The following is a 19642-nucleotide window of genomic DNA, read 5'->3' on the forward strand; positions in this document are numbered from 1 at the left end:
TGACTCCTTTCATTCAAGCTGGAAAGCATCTTTGATTAATTCAATTTTTTTAATATTAATTGAACCATTTTGATATAAAATAACCACAACATCAAATCTGCATGAAAAATCATTTAAGCTTTTTTTCTTCAGGTAAAACTGGGCTACCCGTATTATATTTTTCTTTTTCCGCCATCCAATGGAATCCTCAGGCGGGCACTGCCCTTCTTTTCTGCTGCGGACCTCCACAAATACCAGTGTTTCCCTGTCTAACGCTATTATATCAATTTCCTGGTGTTTGAAACGGAAATTTCTTTCAAGAATTTTATACCCTTCGCGTGTTAATAAGTTACAGGCCTCCTCTTCGGCGAAATTTCCTTTTTGCTGCTTTTCCATATCATCACCTTACTAAATGCCATGAAACGTGAATCGTTAAATGTAAATATAATACTATCCACTATTTACTATTTACTATTTACTATTTACATTTCACGTTCCACCGTTTCCTTCACAGGCTGGTAACTTCTCCTGTGAATCGGGCACGGGCCATGTTTTTTTAATGATAAAAGGTGTTCCTTTGTTCCGTAGCCTTTGTGGTTTATAAAATTATATTCAGGCCAGAGCTTATGATATTCATCCATCAGCCTGTCCCTGGTTACTTTTGCTATTATTGAAGCGGAGGATATTGTAAATGAAAGAGAATCCCCCCTGATTACGGGGATTTGGGGAATGCCTATTTGCGGTATTTTTTCTCCATCTACCAAAAGGCAGCCGGGCTTTATTTCAAGGCTTTTTATCGCCTTCTTCATTGCCAAAAAACACGCCTGTCTGACATTTATCCGGTCTACCACATTTTCATCCACCCTGCCTAAACCTAAAGTCAGGGCTTTGTTTTTAATTATGTCAAACAATTCCTCCCTTTTACGGGGAGAAAGCTTTTTGGAATCATCAATTTCTTCCAGATAGAATTCCTTCGGAAGTATTAAAGCGCACGCGACAACAGGCCCGGCTAACGGGCCGCGCCCGACTTCATCGACACCGGCAATAAAATTACAGCCTTTTGACCAGACTAATTTTTCATAAAAGAGATTATTTTTCAAAAACAACCCCCTTGGTTATCGGCTCCAGGGTCAAGGATCCAGGATCTTCACCCTGGAGACCTAAAGCCTTTAGCATGGAACTACTTTTAAACCTTTTCAGTTTCCTTTTTCGACTTCTCTTTTGCGGCTTTTTTCGTTTTTTTCTTGACTTCAGTTTTTACTTTCGCGCTTTCTTCCGCTTTCGTTTCTTCTTTCGCCTTATCTTTTTCAATTTCACCAGATTGCACCTCTGCTTTTACTTCGGGTAAAGCCCCTTTCGACTGCAAATCTTCTTCGAGTTTTTCTTTAATCCTTCCTTCTTTACGGGATTTTCCTCTCAAATAATATAGTTTCGACCTTTTTATCATTCCCTTTTTTACCAGTTCAATCTTTTCCAGGGAAGGTGAACAAATAAAAAATTTTCTTTCAACACCAACACCGTATGAAATTCTCCGGACGGTAAAAGTCTCCTGTATTCCATGGTTCTCGCGGGAAATCACTATTCCTTCAAAGGCCTGGATCCTTTCCTTATCTCCCTCGACAATTTTTAAATAAACCTTTATGGTATCTCCCGGCCTAAAATCAGGGAAAACCCTTTTAGGCTGTTTACTTTCGATTATTTTCCTAAAATCCATGACTAATTTCCTCCATTTTTTTATCATCCTGCTAATTATTTTTTATCAGCCATAAGCCGGTCACTTTGTGAATAGATCTTTCCTTTTCTTCAAAGTTTCCCGTATACTCTGCTTTTTCCTCCATGATTCTATCTCCTTATGGTTACCCGATAAAAGAACATCCGGGACCCGCATTTTCCTGAATTCCCGGGGCCTTGTATATTGGGGATATTCCAGTAACCCATCGCTAAAAGATTCATTTTTTACGGAATCTTCGCTTCCAAGCACTCCCGGGACAAACCGCACAACCGAATCGATTAAAACCATCGCGGGCAATTCGCCGCCTGTGAGAATAAAATCTCCGATTGAAATCTCTTCATCAATAAATTCTTTTACTCTCTCGTCAATTCCTTCATAATGGCCGCATATCAAAATTAACCGTTTTTTCCTGCTTAAACCTTTTACTGATCGGACATCAAGCCTTTTCCCCCTGGGACTCAATAAAACCACCCATGTATCTTTTCTTTTATACTTAACCGCTTTCAAACATTCATAGATGGGTTCAACCTTCATAATCATTCCGGGGCCGCCGCCATAAGGATAATCATCAACCGTTTTGTGTTTATCTTTAGAATAATCCCTTATGTTATGAACATCAATCTTAACCAGGCGTTTTTCCTGCGCCCTTTTAATTATACTCTCCCCGAGAACATTTTTAAACATATCAGGGAAAATCGTCAATATTTCAAAATGGATCATACGAATTACCTTGGGAAACCTCCCCCGGAATTTTCTGCCGGATCTGTATCTATAATATATCCGGCCCTTTAGCAACAAAATTCCCTTGAAGCTCCGCATTAATGATACAGTGTTTCCCCTGGAATATTTACCTCAAATTTTCTATACCCTGCCGGGAAATTTATACCGGTAATTTTTAACGGGGCTTGTTTTTTAATAATAAATTTTTTACCGTATCCGAGGGCTTTGCTCCGACGCCAATCCAATAATTTATCCGGTCGATATTAAGCTTAATATCCGCAGGATTTGTCAAAGGATTATAATAACCAAGTTCTTCAATAAATTTACCGCCTAACGCCCTGGTAGATTCCGCCGCCACAACACGAAAAAACGGCCTGTTCCTAGTACCCATTCGTTTTAGTCTAATCTTTACCGCCAAAAGTGATCACCTCCTTACTTATAACCGTTTAAACTGTTCAAACCGCTCAAACCGTTTAAACAGTTTAACGATTATCTATTCGCCATCATATTTTTCAAACCACCCATATCGAATTTATTGCCTTTGCCGAATTGTTTCATCATCTTTTTCATCTGTTCATAACGGTTAATCAGCTGATTTACCTGCTGGACCGTTGTCCCGCTGCCGTTTGCAATCCTTATACGGCGCGAGCCGTTTAAAATCCTCGGGTTTAATCTTTCTATTTTTGTCATGGAACTAAGTATCGCCTCCATAGCCTTCATATTGTTTTTTTCCGCCGCGCCGATGTTAATTTTATTGCCTAACCCCGGAATCAATTTAACTACCTGTTCCATCGCGCCTAATCTTTTCATATTTTTAAACTGTTCTCTCATATCTTCCAGCGTAAATTCATTTTTTCTAAACTTCTGTTCGAGTTTTTTCGCCTCGTCTTCAGAATAAATTTTTTCCACTTTTTCAGCCAGCGTAAAAATATCCCCCATTCCTAAAATCCGGCTGGCCATACGGTCCGGGTAAAACGAATCTAAATCATCAAGCTTTTCACCGATACCGACAAACTTAATCGGGCGCTGGACAATGGAACGGAGCGAAAGCGCGGCACCTCCCCTCGCATCACCGTCAAGTTTTGTAAGAATCACGCCGTCAATCCCTAATAACGAATTAAACTCTTTCGCCGCGGCAACCGCCTGCTGGCCGGTCATAGAATCAACTACCAAAAGAATTTCATGGGGCGAAAGCCCTGCTTTTAATTCCCGCAACTCATTCATCATCTCTTCATCAATATGGAGGCGTCCCGCAGTATCAAGCAGCACACAATCATAATTATTTTCACGGGCATGTTTTAAACTATTTTTTGCGATATTTAAACAATTTCTACTTTCCTCCAGATAAACCGGGATATTGCAGGATTCCCCTAAAATTTTAAGCTGTTCCTGCGCCGCGGGACGGTATATATCCAGTCCAACCATAAGTGGGCGGTGCCCGTTTTTGGACAAATGGACCGCTAATTTCGCTGTCGTAGTAGTTTTACCTGTTCCCTGGAGGCCTGTCATCATAATAACAGTCGGTAAACTATCCGCGAATTTTATTCTCGACACATTATCACCCATTAAATGGGTCAATTCATCCGCGACATACTTCATAACAAGCTGGGCCGGAGTAACACTGGAAAGGACCTCCTGCCCCAATGCCCTGGATTTTATCACCTCTATGAAATCTTTGGTCACCCTGTAATCAACATCCGCCTCGAGAAACGCGACCCTGATTTCTCTTAAAATATCTTCAATGTTCTTTTCATTCAGTTTGTTCTGGCCTAACAGCTTACGTGTAACATCCTGCAGGCGGTTTGACAAATTTTCAAACATTTTTCTTCCTTTTCATTTTGCTGAACTTATTATGATAAAGCTTCAAACTGGATTCGTATTTTTCCAAATCCTTCGTTATGTTTTTTATGCTGAAGTAGACTGCCTGTCTTGTCACTTTTAATTTTTCCGCAATCTCAGAAAGATTTAAATCGCAATTAAAATAAAGATTTGCCGCCTTCTGTTGTTTTTTAGTTAAAAGATTACCGTAAAAATCAAACAGCAGGCTGTTGCGGACTTGTTTATCTAAAGCTTTCATAATTGTAAAGTAATTTTACTTTACACAAAGTATACAACAAAATTTATTTTTGTCAACACAATAAATCAATTGACGGAGTTTTTTATGTGGCATATAGATTTTAAATAGAAACGGCCAACGAGGACAAATAAAAAAATATAATCCCCGCTTAGGCCGTCCCGATCAAATGTTGGAGATGAAAAAAAAGGCTAAAATGGGGTGGTGGCCTTTACAACCGCCGGACTTAAAACGGCCTGGTTTGGTCTCTCTAATCTGATCGGGTTTTTTTTTGGGGCACTTTTCTATATCAATCACCGGTTAACCACTTCCATAAAGGTGAATATTTTAAGTTTTTAGAAAAAGCAACGGAGAAGTTGAAAAAATATTATATGTTTTATCAAAGGGGATTCTTTGTCGTAATAGTTCCATCGGGCAATTCAAAATATAACTTCTTACGCCTGGCGTAAACATTCGGCAATCCCTTTGCCCTATTTTCTTCCTGTGCTTTTCTTACAGCACGATTCCCGATTCTTGTAACCTCTAAAAACTTTTCATATGTTTCTTTTTTCATTTTAAATCCTCTTTAAATAAGTCAAAAGACTCATCGTCAACAATTTTATAATTTTCACCTTCTCCTGTGGCAACTTGAATGAATTTATCTTCACCATTGTAAAATAAACTCCAGTTATCTGCTGTTTTCTTGTAAATATTCCAAAAATTTTTCTTGCTTCGCGAAAATCTTCTTATTACGTCTTCATTCGAAATAAAATGCCCGCCTTTACGCACTCTGATCTTTATCCTGTTAATGGCAATTTCAGGGTTATCCACAAAAATATAATTTAAAATAATTTTATAACCGCTTTTTTTTAACAACTCTATAACTCTTGTAATATATTTACCCGCCAAAGTGGTTTCAATAGCAAAAGATTTACCTTCACCAGCATATTTTTTTATTTCTTTTAAAAATATCTTTCCTGCTTTAATTCTTACTTTTTCTACTGAGCCGTTTTCTGACAATTCATAAGCGATATCATCCGCATTCAAAAAAGGCAAACCATATCCTTTTATTAATTCTACCCCAACTGTTGTTTTTCCACTGCCATTTGGCCCTGCAATAATATGGATTTCTTTCATATTTTAATCTTAATTTATAATATTATACCTTTTTTTCTCGAATTCTCCAAACAGATATTTTTTTAACCAAATTTCATCGGGTTTTTCCTTTTACGCTGTTTTTTAAAGAGCCGATTCCTTCGATTTCAACTATTACAGTGTCATTCGCCTTCATCGGGCCTATACCTGACGGGGTCCCGGTTGAAATAATATCTCCCGGAAACAAAGTCATAATACGAGAGATAAAAGAAACCATAAAATCAACTTTAAAGATAAAATTTTTAGTATTGGAATTCTGCTTTATTTTATCATTCAGATAAAGTTTTATCGATAAATTATCAGGGTCAATATCGTTAACGATATACGGCCCTGTCGGGCAAAACGTGTCGAAAGATTTTGCCCTCGTCCACTGGCCGTCTTTTCTCTGCAGGTCGCGGGCCGTGACATCATTCAGGCAGGTGTATCCGAGTATATTTTTCTTTGATTCCGAAGGCGTTATGTCCTTTATTTTGTTTTTAATGACAACCGCGAGTTCAGCCTCGTAATCAAGCTGGCTGACGGAAGCAGGATAAATAATATTATCACCAGGCCCTATAACAGCGGTGGCCGGTTTTATAAAAATAACAGGCTCATCAGGCGTTTTAAGATTCATTTCCTTCGCGTGATCCGCGTAATTTAATCCCGCGCATACAACCTTGCCTGGAAACACAGGGGACAATATTTTCACTTCATCAAGACTAAATTCTTCATCAGTAAAATTATATTTGTTAAAAATATCACCTTTAATAACTTTTATTTTGCCATTTAATACTTCACCGTAATATATTTTTTTGTTTTTATCAAAACGCGCAATTTTCATTTTTCCTCTTTAAGCCATTTTCGTTTATTTTAGCTTTTATATTATATTTATTCAACATAATATTCTATTTTTGTTTCCAAAAAACCGCTTGACATAATATTTCGCTTTATCGTAATATCAATATTATGAAATTACTGATAGTCGGAGGTGTAGCGGGCGGTGCTGCCGCCGCGGCAAGGGCGAGAAGGCTTGATGAAAATGCCGAAATAATTATTTTTGAGCGCGGCGAATATATCTCATTCGCGAATTGCGGCCTGCCTTATTACGCCGGCGGCGTGATAAAAGAAAGGAATTCGCTAATTCTCCAGACACCGGAGCATTTTTCAAAAAGATTTAACATTGACGTAAGAATCAACAGCGAGGTAACCGGCATAAACAGGCAGGATAAAAAAATAACTGTCAAGGACCTGATCAAAAATAAGGAATACGAGGAATCTTACGACAAACTGCTTCTCTCCCCCGGAGCGAAGCCTGTCATTCCGGCTTTCAGCGGAATTAATCCTGAAGATTTATACGCCGTCCGGACTATACCTGACATAGATAAAATTAAAACAAAGCTGAAAAGCGATATAAAAAGCGCCTTAATAGTCGGCGGAGGATTTATCGGGCTTGAAATGGCTGAAAATATTATTAAACTGAATATTGAAACTCACTTGATAGAAAAACTGGACCAGGCCGCCCCTCCTTTTGACAAAGACATGGCGGTCATCCTCCACAGGGAACTCAGGCATAACGGCGTAAAATTGCATCTGGATGAAGAAATAGAAAGCATTATTAAAGATAAAAATGAACTTGTCATTAAAACCAAATCCGGTTTAAAGATAAAATCCGGCATGGTTATTTGCGCGATAGGCGTCCAGCCTGAAACCGGTTTATTTAAAAAAGCGGGCCTTGAAACCGGCGCAAAAGGCGCGCGCGTAAACAACAAAATGCGGACCAGCGATGAAAACATTTACGCCGCGGGAGATGTCGTTGAAACAAAAAATCCCATAACCGGCGAATATTGGCATGTCCCCCTGGCATGGCCCGCCGCCCGGCAGGCCCTTGTAGCAGTTAATAATATATTCGGAATAGAAGATTCTTATTCCGGAAATTACGGCGCTTCCATAGTTAAAGTTTTTTCTTTAACGGCGGCCTCATGCGGGGTAAATGAAAAATTGCTTTCAAAAACAAACATAAAATATGAAAAAGTTTACACGCACCCTTATAATCACGCGGGTTATTATCCCGGCGCGTCGCAATTATCATTTAAAATCATTTATGAAAAAGATAACGGCAGGATACTGGGCGCGCAGATTATAGGCCGCCAGGGCGTTGATAAATATATGGATGTCCTGTCACTGTCAATAAAACATGGTTTAACAATGTATGATTTGTCAGAATCCGATTTCTGCTACGCTCCTCAATACAGCTCCGCGAAAAACGCGTTGAATTTCGCGGGAATGATCGCGGTCAATCATTTAAGAGGGCTGGCAAAACTAATTCACTGGGAAGATGTTTTAGACACGGATTTCCTGCTTGACGTCCGGACACCTATTGAATATAAAAACGGCACCGTTAAAAACGCGTATAATATTCCAATTGACGATTTAAGAAAAAGGCTTGATGAAATACCGAGAGACAAGCGTATTCTTGCGTTCTGCCAGGTTGGAATAAGGACGCATAATTCTGTAAGGATCCTTGTCCAGAACGGTTTCAACGCTTATAATTTATCCGGGGGATATAAAACATACCTGAATTATATAGAGGCAAAACCCGGCACCGCGCCGGACATTCCTGCCGGCGGCTAAACAAAATTCCGGCCCCTACTTCTTCCTTTTGATGAATTTTACTATCTCCATCGCCCAGAGAGGGAAAGAAGAAATAATAATCACAAATATCCAATGATACATTTGCAGGGGGTCCGTCTTAAATATTTTCTGGAAGAACGGGACATAAACCACCATCATCTGCAGTAAGAAAGACATTAATACCGCGAAAACCAGTTTTTTATTCGTGAATATCCCCATTTCAAATATGGACCTTGTCGTGCTCCGGCAATTAAAAGAGTGGAACAACTGGCTGCAGGCAAGGACCACAAACGCCCCGGTCCTTGCGTGAAGCAAACTTTCGTTCTTAACATACAACAGGTAAACAAACGCCGACAAACTGCATAACGCGATAAATAAACCCTGCATTAACATCGAAATCCCTCTTTCTTTGTTGATTATCGATTCGTTTACGGCAAGGGGCGGGCGTTTCATGATATTAGGGTTAACAGGATCAACCCCCAGGGCGAACGCCGGCAGGCCGTCAGTAACAAGATTGACCCAGAGGATATGAATAGGAAGTAGGGGGACAGGCAGCCCGGCAATTGACGCGATAAACATAACAAGTATCTCCCCCGCGTTACATGACAGGAGGTATAAAATGAATTTCTTGATGTTATCGTAAATGCCCCTTCCCTCTTCAACCGCCGCGACGATTGAGGCAAAATTATCATCCGTCACGACCATACTGGACACCTCTTTCGTGACATCGGTCCCCGTGATTCCCATAGCGACCCCTATGTCCGCCTCCTTGACCGCGGGAGCGTCATTCACTCCGTCGCCGGTCATCGCGACGATTTCATCGAGTTTTTTCCACGCGCGGACAATCCTCAATTTATGTTCGGGGGACACCCTCGCGTAAACGGAAATATCCCTCACTTTTTTGCTGAATTCCTCCTCGCCCATTTTATCAAGTTCTTCCCCCGTTAGTGCGATCGAATTTTCATTAAAAAACCCCAGTTCTTTCGCTATCGCCACCGCCGTATTTTTATGGTCCCCTGTAATCATCACTGTTTTAATCCCCGCGGTCTTGCATTCTTCCATGGCCTTTTTAACCTCCGGGCGCGCGGGGTCGATCATCGCGATAAGGCCGAGAAACACAAGGTCTTTTTCAACCGCACCAGCTTCAATCTTCGGGGGCAGGCTTACAAGGTCCTTATAGGCAATAGCCAATACCCTCATCGCACCTGCCGCGAGATTATTATTTTCCTCATCTATCTTTTCACGGTCATCTTCAGACAATTTCCTTATATTTCCGCCGTCTTCTATGTAAACACACTCTTTTAACAATACATCGGGCGCGCCTTTCACATAAATGGAATAATGGTTGTTATACTGCCGTATAACCGTCATCTTTTTCCGCTCAGAATCAAACGGAATTTCATCAATAAATTTATATTCCTGTTCTGCTTTTTCCTTCCATATACCTCCCTTGCCGCATAAGGTCAAAATCGCGCCCTCAGTGGGGTCCCCCGCTATCCTGTAATCACCGTTATTTTTCACAAGCTGGGCGCCGTTACACAACACCCCGGTCAATAATGTTTTATTTAAAGCGGGAAAATCCGGAGGGTTTATTTTTTTATCATCATAAAGAATATCTCCAGCCGGGTTATACCCGATACCCGTCACTTTAAACGATTTACCCCCCGAATATACCACCTGGACCGTCATTTCATTTTTTGTCAAGGTCCCTGTTTTATCCGAACAAATGACTGTCGCGCAGCCCAGGGTCTCAACCGAAGGCAGTTTTCTTATTAAAGCGTTCCGTTTGACCATTCTCTGGACGCCGAGCGCGAGTGAAATTGTTACAATCGCCGGGAGCCCTTCGGGTATTGCCGCTACTGCAAGGCTTACAGCGGACAAAAACAAATCTATGACTTTTTCCCCATGAAAAAAACCTATTACAAAAATAATTCCTACAAGCGCGAAACATAAATAAACAATCCATTTCCCGAATTCCTCGAGTTTCTTCTGCAGGGGCGTTGCCTCTTCTTCAATGCCCTGGATCATGCCCGCAATCCTGCCTAATTCCGTTTTCATTCCTGTTTCAACGACAACCGCGCGCGCCTTTCCTGTCGATATCGACGTCCCCATGTAAACCATATTGGCGCGGTCAGCCAGGGGTATTTCTTTTTCATCCAGGGCGATACTTGTTTTGATTACGGGGGTGGATTCACCGGTCAGGGAAGCCTCCAGACTGGAGAAATTTGATGTTGACCATGTAATCCTGCTGTCCGCGGGAACATTGTCTCCCGCTTCCAATTCTATTAAATCACCGGGGACTATTTCTCTCGACGGAACAGTCTGGTGTTTCCCGCTTCTTATAACTTTTGAATTCGGGCTTGATAGTTTTTTGAGGGCCTGGAGTGATTTTTCCGCGCGGTATTCCTGGATAAAACCGAGGACCGCGTTTAAAATCACTATCGCGACTATCACAACCGCGTCAATCCATTCCTTTAAAAAACCCGAAACTATGCTCGCGGAAATCAAAACCCATACTATAAAATCATTAAACTGCCCGAGGAACAAAACAAGCGGGTTTCTGGCCTTCGCTTCTTCCATCTGGTTATGCCCGTACTTCTCAATCCGCTCTTTTGCCTCCTTAGGCGCAAGTCCGTTTACCAAATCTGTCTTTAACAATTTTGCTGTTTCATTTTCTTCTAACTGCCAATATTTCATCCGGCCTCCTGATTTATTTTTGTATTATACCTTAATTCCAGCCAAAAAGTATTAAAAAATATCTTGACAGCAAAAAAAATTAGTAGCAATATTAATGGTGAGGACAAAAAAATGGTTAAAAACCTGTTTGCGTCTTGTTTTATTTTTATTATATCCGTTGTATTTCTTTTTTCAGGCTGCGCAACGATTAAAAAAGATACACCAGATTACTACTTCCAAAAAGCCAAAGAAAATCTTAAAAACAAAAACTATTCCGGGGCCATTTCTTACCTCGAAAAAGCCGAAAAAAAAGATTTAAAAAAAAATTTAACACCTGAAATTTTCCTTCTGAGCGGCGAAACATATTTCAAAAAATCTATAGAATACAGGGATTCTATTATCATGTTTGATGATGAAACCAAATCCATATATTTATCCTATCTTAAAAATGCCAGGCATTATTTTGAAAAGCTTATTGAAAAATTTCCGAAAAGCGAACTGGCGGATGACGCCCAGTTTAACATCGGTGTAATCTTTGACTGGGATGAACTTGGCGGGGTGAATGATTTCGAACAGGCTTTAGTTGAATACCAAAAAGTCATTGACAACCACCCGGGAAGTTCCGCGTATCCGAAAGCAAAAGCCAGGATAGAATTAATAAATTCTTTTTATGGCGGGATAAGAAGTACGCCCCACGATATTAAAAAACCCTGAATGGAACCCAAATTCATCGCAGACAATATGCTTGGACGCCTCGCGACCTGGCTTCGGATACTCGGTTATGACACGCTTTATTTCAGGAATATCGAAGACGATAATCTAATTAAACTTGCCTTAAATGAAAACCGAATAATCTTAACCCGCGACACGCGTTTAATCAAAAGAAAACTCGTCAAAAACTTCATTCTTATGCAAAATGACCTGTGGAGGGAACAAATAAAAGAATTGGCGGGTAAAGGTAAAATACAGTTAGATTTTACTTCACGCATTTTCAGCCGGTGTCTAATCTGCAATGAAACGCTTCTTTCTATTGAAAAAGAAAAGGTAAAAGGAAAAGTGCCGGACTATGTCTATGAAACACAGTCCGATTTTTCATCCTGCCCCAAATGCCAGAGAATGTTCTGGCAGGGAACGCATATAGCAGAGATTAGAAAATTCCTGCAAGCAGTTTCACCACTTCTAATCAACCTTCAAAAAACACCTGGACAATAATAAATAAAACATATCCGCCTATTAGTATAGCGCCTTCTAATTTGGAAACAGATTTCCCGGAAAGCATAAAAATAAATAATGCAGAACTCATCACAATAACAGCCGGGATATCAAACATCAGGTTTTTCTGGGAAATAATTACCGGTGAAAGAACGGCTAAAATCCCTAAAGTGACAAGTAACGTAAAAACATTGGAACCGAGTGTTTCCGATACGACAACATCAGTCAGCCCTTTTTTAACAGCCTGGTAGGCGGCTATAATATTGGGGATTGACGGCCCTATCGCGCCTATTGTCATACCTATAAACCGTTCATCTATACAAAATAACTTGGATAAATATATAAGCTGTGAAGTAAACAGGTGCGCGCCCGCCAGAAGGAGGGCCAATCCCAGGGTGAAAGCAATCCATGCCGAACGGATTTTCCCGAAACTAAACCCGAGTAAGTCAAGTTCCAGTTCAATCTCTTTCAGCCGTTCTTCCTTTGGTTCCGGACGTTCCCTCTCCTGCAAAAAAACATTTATAAGATAAGGTATAAAGAGAAGAAAAAAGGCAAATCCCTCGATCCGTGTTATCATGCCGGTAGAACCTACGGCAAAGATAAGCACGGGGACTGTTATGGAAAAAATACCGTCACGCAAAATAATTACGGTACTTACCTGCAACGGTCTGACAAGCGCGGAAAGGCCTGTCATAAGCGCAATATTGCATATTATTGAACCCAGTGTGACTCCGAAACTGAGTGAGGCATGGCCTTCAAGAACGCCGTAAATAACAATCAGGACCTCAGGGAGACTTACAGAGACTGAAACAAGAATCAGGCCCACGCTTATACGTGATGTGCCGAGCTTCCGGGCAATAGGTATAAGCGAATCCGTAAACCAGTCTGATCCCTTGCCGATTGCCACGATACTCACTATTCCAAGCAATAAACTCAAAAAAAAATCTGTCATATTAATTATTTTATCACAATAAACCGATTTATCAAACACAAAAAAGGCACCCTGGTTTCCAAATCGGGACCAGAGCGCCTTATTATTAACAAGTGCAAATCCTTTATGTATTAAACAACTGTTCCATGCTTAAATACCGCTCGCCGGTATCGGGCAAAATCACAACAACGATCTTGCCTTTTCCTAAATCTTTTGCGACTTTCAACGCGGCAAAAACGGCGGCACCGGCGGAAATTCCAACAAAAAGGCCCTCTTCCGCGCAAAGACGCCTTGAGGTTTTAAACGCGTCAGTATCATTGACTTTAATTATTTCATCAATTATTTTCTGGTTTAAAACTGCGGGGACAAAACCCGCGCCTATCCCCTGGATTTTATGGGGCCCGGGTTTTCCTCCTGAAAGAACAGGTGAATTTTCAGGCTCCACGGCCACTAACTTCGCGTTGATTCCGTTCTTCCGAAGGACCTCTCCTACCCCTGTCAATGTCCCGCCTGTTCCTACACCCGCGACAAACGCGTCAATTTTACCGCCTGTCGCTTCAATAATTTCTTTTGCTGTTGTTTTCCTGTGTATTTCGGGATTTGCGGGATTTTCAAACTGGTTTGGAAGAAAACTGTCTTTTATTTCTTTCGCGAGTTCCTTGGCCCTTTTCACGGCCCCGGACATCCCCTCCGGCCCGGGCGTCAAAACAATCTCCGCGCCAAAAGCGGTCAAAATCCTCCTTCGTTCAATACTCATTGTTTCCGGCATAGTCAATATCAGCCGGTAACCTTTTACCGCTGACACCATGGCAAGCCCGATTCCCGTGTTACCGCTTGTAGGCTCGATGATCACCGACCCTTTTTTTAAAAACCCTATTTTTTCCGCGTCTTCAACCATAGAAAGGCAAATTCTGTCTTTTACCGAACTTGCCGGGTTGAAACATTCCAACTTGCCATAAATAGATGCCATCCCGTCTTCAACGATTTTGTTTAACTGGACCATCGGTGTATCGCCGATTAATTCCAGAATATTACCGGCTATTTTTTTTGGCATAAAATCTCCTGTAAAATCTGTAAGGGCGGGTTTAAAACCCGGCCATACTTAGTGCTCTGGGTTTATTCAAACGGCCGTTCAATCAGCGGTTTGAATTTATCGTTTAAATCAAGTGTCCTCGCTGGCGCACTCAAAAAGAACCTGCCTTCTCTTATCCAGCTTTGCAAAACACCTGCTATTTCTCTTGCCATCGCGTAACTTGAAAGCGGCACGGTGGGAACTTCCCTGCCTTTAAATGTAATTTTTCCGCTTTTTAACTGGGCGTAATTGACTTCCCCGTGAGACTGGGCTACACCCTGCGGATAATCGCGGCTGTAATCGACTATCTGGGTATAAATATCCTTATCCGGAATTGCCGCGTATTTTAAGATTTCCTCGCTGAGTATAGGTATCGGGATTCCTATGCCCACAATAATAGTAGTGCCGTATTTTACGAAAGTCGCACCTTTTAGATAGCGGGTACTCATTTCCTTAAGATTCCCGACCACCGCTATGGTTCCAGCCGGGCTCCGCGGCACTCCGTTTTCTCCCCTTTTAGCTGTAGGACTGTGTTGTGTTCCTTCCCAGTAAACATAGCCTTGAGCGCCTGCAAGGAAAATCCTTGTACCGATACCGATTGTTTTATAAAAAGGGTCTTTTAGAAGCGGGCTCAACTGCCCCGCGCTGCAGTAATTCGCGTTACCGGCGTTTCCCTTTAAAGTCCCCATGTATGTATATATGGTTTTTTCTCCTAAATTAATCGCGCAGTTATAATTCTGGTATGAATTCCTCGGATTGGTAAGCACTGCCTGGTTTATGTCTTTAAGGTTAACCAGTGTCTTCAATTCCTTTCTCGGATAGCAGTCTGTTCCATACGCGATAGCTTTTAATTTTACGTCTTTGCCCGCTAACAAATCTTCGATGACATGGCCGCCGCCGTATTCAAATGTCCCGGGGTCGCTGTCAGGAATTTCCGTGGCGCCGATGTAAAGGTCTACAGCCGCCAATCCCGCGTAAGCGTTTATATCATTCAGCCATGCTTTTTGAATTTTTATTTTAGGTTTTGAATGGCCAATATTCAAAAAGGCCCCGCTTGAACACATTGGGCCGAAAGTCCCTGTGGTAACAACATCAACTTCCTGCGCTGTTTTCTTTAAACCCTTTTCTTCCACCATTGAAATAACTTCTTCCGCGGTCACTACCACCGCCTTTTTCTGCCTGATTTTCTCATTAATCTCTTCATAGGTTTTTGTTGACATATTTGTACTCCTTATTAAATTATTAAAAGTATCAAAGTATATTAACTATATCAATTTTGTATAGTTTAACACGATATAAAAAACCCTGTCAAGTGTTTTTTACTTAAAGGCTTAGTAAAAAAAATAGAGGCATATCCTTAAAAGATATGCCTCCACTCTGAAACCCGGATAATCCACAACGAGCCGAACATCCGGTTAATAATTTATCTTAATACCGCCGTAAAAAGATGAACCGGGTGTCCCGTACCCTTTAGCTTCTTCATATTTCCTGTCAAAAATATTATCGGCCTTTGCAAACATTTCAAAATTCCCGATTATTAAATATGACACAGAAACATTAAGCAATTCGAAACTATCAAGGACTACCTTTTGCGCCGGAAATACAGAGGTATCCCTGTCATCTCTTTTCCCTGTATATGAATAATTAACATTTAATATGCCGTTTTTGTTAAAATTATAGGCCGCGCCTATTCCATATTTGTATTTCGGCCTTCTTAACAGATTTTCATCTTTTACCAAATTTTTAGCATCTAAGTGCATGCCATTGATATTGACTGTTAAATTATTTACTAATTTAAGCATGCAATTCAATTCCAGCCCTTTTGTTTCCGCCTCTGAAATATTTTTATATTTAGATGCCGCTAAATCATAATCAATCAAATCAGAAAAATCATTTGAAAAATAAACTAAATCAAAAAATATCCTTTCATCCAGAAAATTCTGTTCAATTCCCGCGTCCCACCCCTTTGTCTTTTCAGGATTGAGGTTTTCATCTCCGTAAGAGGAATAAAGTTGGTAAAGCGAAGGTGATTTGAAACCGGTGGCATAACTGGCTTTTAACTTGCTCCCTTTAGAATCCAGAACAACCCCGGGTGCAATTCTATAGGTAAGCTTCGAACCAAATTTATCACGGCTGTCAAATCTCGTTCCAAAATTAACAAAATATTTATCATTAAAAACATCTTGATTTTGAAGGTAAACCGCCTTGTTTCCGGACGTCTTCAGGGAAAAATCAGAGGTAAACGGGCCCCATGAGCTTTCCGAATAGGAGGTTGATTTTCCTCTTTCTTCCTCATATTCCAGCCCGATTAAAAAATTATTTTTTGAAGCGAATAACATATTATGCTGCCAGTCAATTTTCCGGATTTGCGAAGAATAAAAATCGTCTAAAAAATCATCCGGGTTTGCAGGGTCCTTTTCGTTTTTGTACGTCCTGTTATGCCGGGAAAATGAAATGTTAATATTTTGTTCCCCGTCTTTCACGAGCGCGGGTATTGAGCTTTTTAAACCCGCGTAAAACTCTTTGGTTTTACCCGTATAATTTACATCATCCTTACCCTGTCCACCGCCGTTATCAAGATCCTGGACAGCATCAATATATTTCAGAACCAAATCCGTATTAATGCCGTCTCCTGATGTAAACCCGAATTTTAAACTCCCTGACGTATTTCTATATCCGTCTTTTTCCGTGTTTCCATATTGTTCTCCCGCGGATGAAATACCCTCGGTATCGATACGGGAAATTCCGAATGAATATCTGAATTTCCCGATTGCATCTTCTATTCCAAAAGATTCGCGGAATGTTTTAAATGAACCGGCCGCCGCATTTAAAACGTTTTTTTTTCCCGTCCCCTTTTTTGTGATTATATTAATAACGCCCCCTATGGCATCTGAACCGTAAATCGGACTCTGGGGTCCGCGTATAATCTCGATTTTTTCAATATTCTCCAGTGTCAGGTTGCTCATATTATATGAACGTCCCATGGATATCGGGTCATTCATTTCAATGCCGTCAATCATTATCAAGGTATGCTCGGTATTTGCCCCGCGGATAAATAAAGAGGCGTTCCCGCCGAAACTGCCAGTCTGGGCAATAGTTATACCGGGAATATTTTTTAACACCTCGACAACATTTGTTTCTTTTTTATCCTCAATTTCACCGGATGTAATTACTGTATATGAACTTGCGACAAGCTTCCTCGGAGTGGCTGTCCTGTTGGCTGTAACAATTTCTTCCATACTTGTAATTCTGCACTGGACATCGCTTTCTTTGACCCTGATTGTCCAAGTTTCATAATCTTCATCCTGGGCCGATACAATATTAAAAAATATAACAAACAAATAAACAAAAATAACAGAAATAATTCTTTTCATCTTTTCCTTTCTTCTCCCGTGAGAATACATTCCATAACAGGCAATCGTCCGGGCTAACCCGCCTCAGGCAGGTATTACCGTTGCAGGGCAGCGTTCCGAATTTCCGACACAGGCGGATCACGGAGACTTCCTTTGCCTATTTGGTTTAGTTTAGTAAATATTTATTATTAACATATACTTCGACAACAAATTATAAATTACATATCTTCACCTCCTTCAAATCCGGACTCCCCTTTCTTATTATTAACATTATTATTTTCTGAAACCAAAAATACATACGGTTTTTTTGATACCGGATTTTTTTCAACAAGAACCATAGTTTTATAAACCTCTTCGATAGTCTGGTAGGTTAAAACTTCCTCCGGCATCCCAATTTTGTGTATCTTTCCGTTATTAAAAAGCATCAGCCTGCCGCAGTATTCAGACGCCAGGTTCAGGTCATGTAAAACAATAATTACCGTAATGCCTCGTTCCCTGTTCATTCTTTTAATCAAATCCATAATCCTTACCTGATGCGCTATATCAAGCTGATTTGTAGGTTCATCCAGAAGAAGCAATCTGGGCTCCTGGCAAAGTGACCTTGCGATACAAGCCAGATGTCTTTCTCCTCCGCTTAAACTTCCTAAAGTCCTGTTTCTGAATTTTAAGGTGTCTGTTATTTCCATAACATCGCAGGCAATTTTTTCGTCATGCCGTGTTTCAAAAAACTGAAATTTTTTTCTATGCGGGATCCTTCCCAGAAACACGAATTCTTCAACTGTCATCATTAAATCCATATTCGCATTTTGAGAAACCACGGAAATATTTTTTGCCAATTCCATGCAAGACATTTTATTTATATCAAATCCATCTAATAAAATACTTCCCCGCACGGGATTTACAATTTTCGTTATCGCGCGAAAAAATGTGGTCTTTCCGGAACCATTCGGTCCTATAACTCCAAAAAATTCACTTTCGTCCATTTCAAAATCGACATCCTGTAGAATTATTTTATTTTCATACCCGCAGGTTAAATTCCTGATTTCGAGCATATATCTCCTCTCTGAATGACCAAAAAACCGAAGAATTTAAAAACTTTTAAATTTTATACTTTTTCTGTCCTTTCGTTTTTTCGTTATTCAGTTCTTTGCATCCCGGCAAAAACATATATAAAAAGGCCTCCGCCTATAATACCTGTTATAACTCCTACCGGCAGTTCCAACGGCGAAATTACGGTTCTTGCCAAAGTATCGCACAAAATAAGAAACGCTCCCCCGGCAAGATATGATGATACAAGAACTATCCTGAAGTCCCTGCCGGCAATTAACCGTACCAGGTGCGGGATTACAAGCCCCACAAAACCTATTGTCCCCGCAATTGATACGCATGCGCCGACAAGGATTGATGTAAGCAAAAATAAATATTTTTTAACCTTTTCCGTATCTATTCCCAAATGGCGGGCATCCTCTTCTCCCAAAACAAAAGCATTTAAATCAGCGGAATAAAAGTATGATATTACAAGCCCCAGGAAAGAAACCAAAGCCATTAAATAAATTAAATCCCAGTTTGTCTCATCAAGGGAACCCATCATCCAAAAAATAATCTTCTGCAAATCTTCACTGCGCGAAACCGCCATTAAAAACATCAGGAGAGACGATGATATAAAACTTACCATTATGCCGTAAAGCAGTAAATCATGAATTTTTACAATACCTTTTTTCGAACTTAACAGATAAAGACAAAAAATTATTAATCCCGCGCCAATAAAGCCTGAGAAAGGCAGTGTCCAAAACCCCGCCATTTTGTTTATTTTAAAGATAATATTTAAACACACGCCGAGCGCCGCACCGCCTGAAATTCCCAGCGTATACGGTTCAACCAGAGGGTTTCTGAACATTCCCTGGAGTATTACACCGCTAAGGCTTAACGCTGAACCCGCGGCAAAACCCAGTATAATGCGCGGGAGGCGGATATCAAAAATAATGCTGTATTCAGTTGTATTCTCTCTTGTGAAAAGCAAAGAAAATATTTTGCCAAAAGGTATTTCTGCCGAACCTGTAAAAAGAGAAAATATCCCTGCCGATACGGCAAAAACACTTAATAAAAAAATGTAAAAAGACCAATTTATTAATTTTTTATTCATGATAAT

The 19642-nt window shown here is 40.5% G+C and carries 19 protein-coding genes and 1 pseudogene; 3 read left to right on the top strand and 17 right to left on the bottom strand.

The window, feature by feature from the left end; translation table 11 throughout:
- Positions 1-9: 9 nt before the first annotated feature.
- The 10 genes and pseudogenes from AB1498_12490 to AB1498_12535 form a co-directional block, all read right to left on the bottom strand.
- Positions 10-375: a YraN family protein gene (locus tag AB1498_12490; protein MEW6089110.1), complete on the bottom strand. Its 366-nt coding sequence runs from the start codon at positions 373-375 to the stop codon at positions 10-12.
- Between the two features lie 86 nt (positions 376-461).
- Positions 462-1079: a ribonuclease HII gene (locus tag AB1498_12495; protein MEW6089111.1), complete on the bottom strand. Its 618-nt coding sequence runs from the start codon at positions 1077-1079 to the stop codon at positions 462-464.
- Positions 1080-1348: 269 nt separating this feature from the next.
- Positions 1349-1693 (bottom strand): annotated as a pseudogene (gene rplS, locus AB1498_12500) (50S ribosomal protein L19).
- 60 nt (positions 1694-1753) lie between these two features.
- Positions 1754-2431, bottom strand: a complete 678-nt coding sequence (trmD, locus tag AB1498_12505; GenBank protein MEW6089112.1) for a tRNA (guanosine(37)-N1)-methyltransferase TrmD — start codon at positions 2429-2431, stop codon at positions 1754-1756.
- A 175-nt stretch (positions 2432-2606) separates the two neighbouring features.
- The gene (gene rpsP, locus AB1498_12510) at positions 2607-2849 is read right to left on the bottom strand and encodes a 30S ribosomal protein S16 (protein MEW6089113.1); all 243 of its coding nucleotides are present in this window, start codon (positions 2847-2849) and stop codon (positions 2607-2609) included.
- A 71-nt stretch (positions 2850-2920) separates the two neighbouring features.
- Positions 2921-4252: a signal recognition particle protein gene (gene ffh, locus AB1498_12515; protein ID MEW6089114.1), complete on the bottom strand. Its 1332-nt coding sequence runs from the start codon at positions 4250-4252 to the stop codon at positions 2921-2923.
- Positions 4245-4508: a YlxM family DNA-binding protein gene (gene ylxM, locus AB1498_12520; protein MEW6089115.1), complete on the bottom strand. Its 264-nt coding sequence runs from the start codon at positions 4506-4508 to the stop codon at positions 4245-4247. Before ylxM ends, ffh begins: the two co-directional genes overlap by 8 nt.
- Positions 4509-4884: 376 nt before the next feature.
- Positions 4885-5058: a hypothetical protein gene (locus AB1498_12525; GenBank protein MEW6089116.1), complete on the bottom strand. Its 174-nt coding sequence runs from the start codon at positions 5056-5058 to the stop codon at positions 4885-4887.
- On the bottom strand, positions 5055-5621 hold the full coding sequence (locus tag AB1498_12530) for a zeta toxin family protein (protein MEW6089117.1): 567 nt from the start codon (positions 5619-5621) through the stop codon (positions 5055-5057). The genes AB1498_12525 and AB1498_12530 overlap by 4 nt, the downstream gene beginning before the upstream one ends.
- Positions 5622-5694: 73 nt before the next feature.
- Positions 5695-6459 (bottom strand): fumarylacetoacetate hydrolase family protein, encoded by a 765-nt coding sequence (locus tag AB1498_12535; protein MEW6089118.1) that lies wholly within the window; start codon positions 6457-6459, stop codon positions 5695-5697.
- 125 nt (positions 6460-6584) lie between these two features.
- On the opposite strand from AB1498_12535, the gene AB1498_12540 reads away from it, so the two are divergent.
- Positions 6585-8249 carry an FAD-dependent oxidoreductase gene (locus AB1498_12540; GenBank protein ID MEW6089119.1) on the top strand — a complete coding sequence of 555 codons (1665 nt, stop codon included), beginning with the start codon at positions 6585-6587 and terminating at the stop codon, positions 8247-8249.
- A 15-nt stretch (positions 8250-8264) separates the two neighbouring features.
- Here AB1498_12540 and AB1498_12545 read toward each other — a convergent pair whose 3' ends face one another.
- On the bottom strand, positions 8265-10946 hold the full coding sequence (locus AB1498_12545) for a calcium-transporting P-type ATPase, PMR1-type (protein MEW6089120.1): 2682 nt from the start codon (positions 10944-10946) through the stop codon (positions 8265-8267).
- 111 nt (positions 10947-11057) lie between these two features.
- Here AB1498_12545 and AB1498_12550 point away from each other — a divergent pair, with 111 nt between their 5' ends.
- Entirely contained in the window at positions 11058-11639 is a 582-nt protein-coding gene (locus AB1498_12550) for a tetratricopeptide repeat protein (GenBank protein ID MEW6089121.1), read from the top strand.
- A complete protein-coding gene (locus AB1498_12555) occupies positions 11640-12137 on the top strand; it encodes a Mut7-C RNAse domain-containing protein (protein ID MEW6089122.1) in 498 nt (165 codons plus the stop codon).
- On the opposite strand, the gene AB1498_12560 is transcribed toward AB1498_12555, so the two are convergent.
- From AB1498_12560 to AB1498_12585, 6 genes are all read right to left on the bottom strand, one after another.
- Positions 12109-13128, bottom strand: a complete 1020-nt coding sequence (locus AB1498_12560; GenBank protein MEW6089123.1) for a hypothetical protein — start codon at positions 13126-13128, stop codon at positions 12109-12111. The genes AB1498_12555 and AB1498_12560 overlap by 29 nt on opposite strands.
- A gap of 64 nt (positions 13129-13192) precedes the next feature.
- The gene (gene cysK, locus AB1498_12565; GenBank protein ID MEW6089124.1) at positions 13193-14122 is read right to left on the bottom strand and encodes a cysteine synthase A; all 930 of its coding nucleotides are present in this window, start codon (positions 14120-14122) and stop codon (positions 13193-13195) included.
- 62 nt (positions 14123-14184) lie between these two features.
- Positions 14185-15360 (bottom strand): homocysteine biosynthesis protein, encoded by a 1176-nt coding sequence (locus AB1498_12570; protein ID MEW6089125.1) that lies wholly within the window; start codon positions 15358-15360, stop codon positions 14185-14187.
- Between the two features lie 195 nt (positions 15361-15555).
- Entirely contained in the window at positions 15556-17514 is a 1959-nt protein-coding gene (locus AB1498_12575) for a TonB-dependent receptor (GenBank protein MEW6089126.1), read from the bottom strand.
- Between the two features lie 197 nt (positions 17515-17711).
- Entirely contained in the window at positions 17712-18545 is an 834-nt protein-coding gene (locus AB1498_12580) for an ABC transporter ATP-binding protein (protein ID MEW6089127.1), read from the bottom strand.
- A gap of 83 nt (positions 18546-18628) precedes the next feature.
- A complete protein-coding gene (locus AB1498_12585; protein MEW6089128.1) occupies positions 18629-19636 on the bottom strand; it encodes an iron ABC transporter permease in 1008 nt (335 codons plus the stop codon).
- Between the last annotated feature and the right edge of the window lie 6 nt (positions 19637-19642).

This window comes from bacterium, assembly GCA_040754625.1.
Lineage (GTDB): Bacteria > JACRDZ01 > JAQUKH01 > JAQUKH01 > JAQUKH01 > JAQUKH01.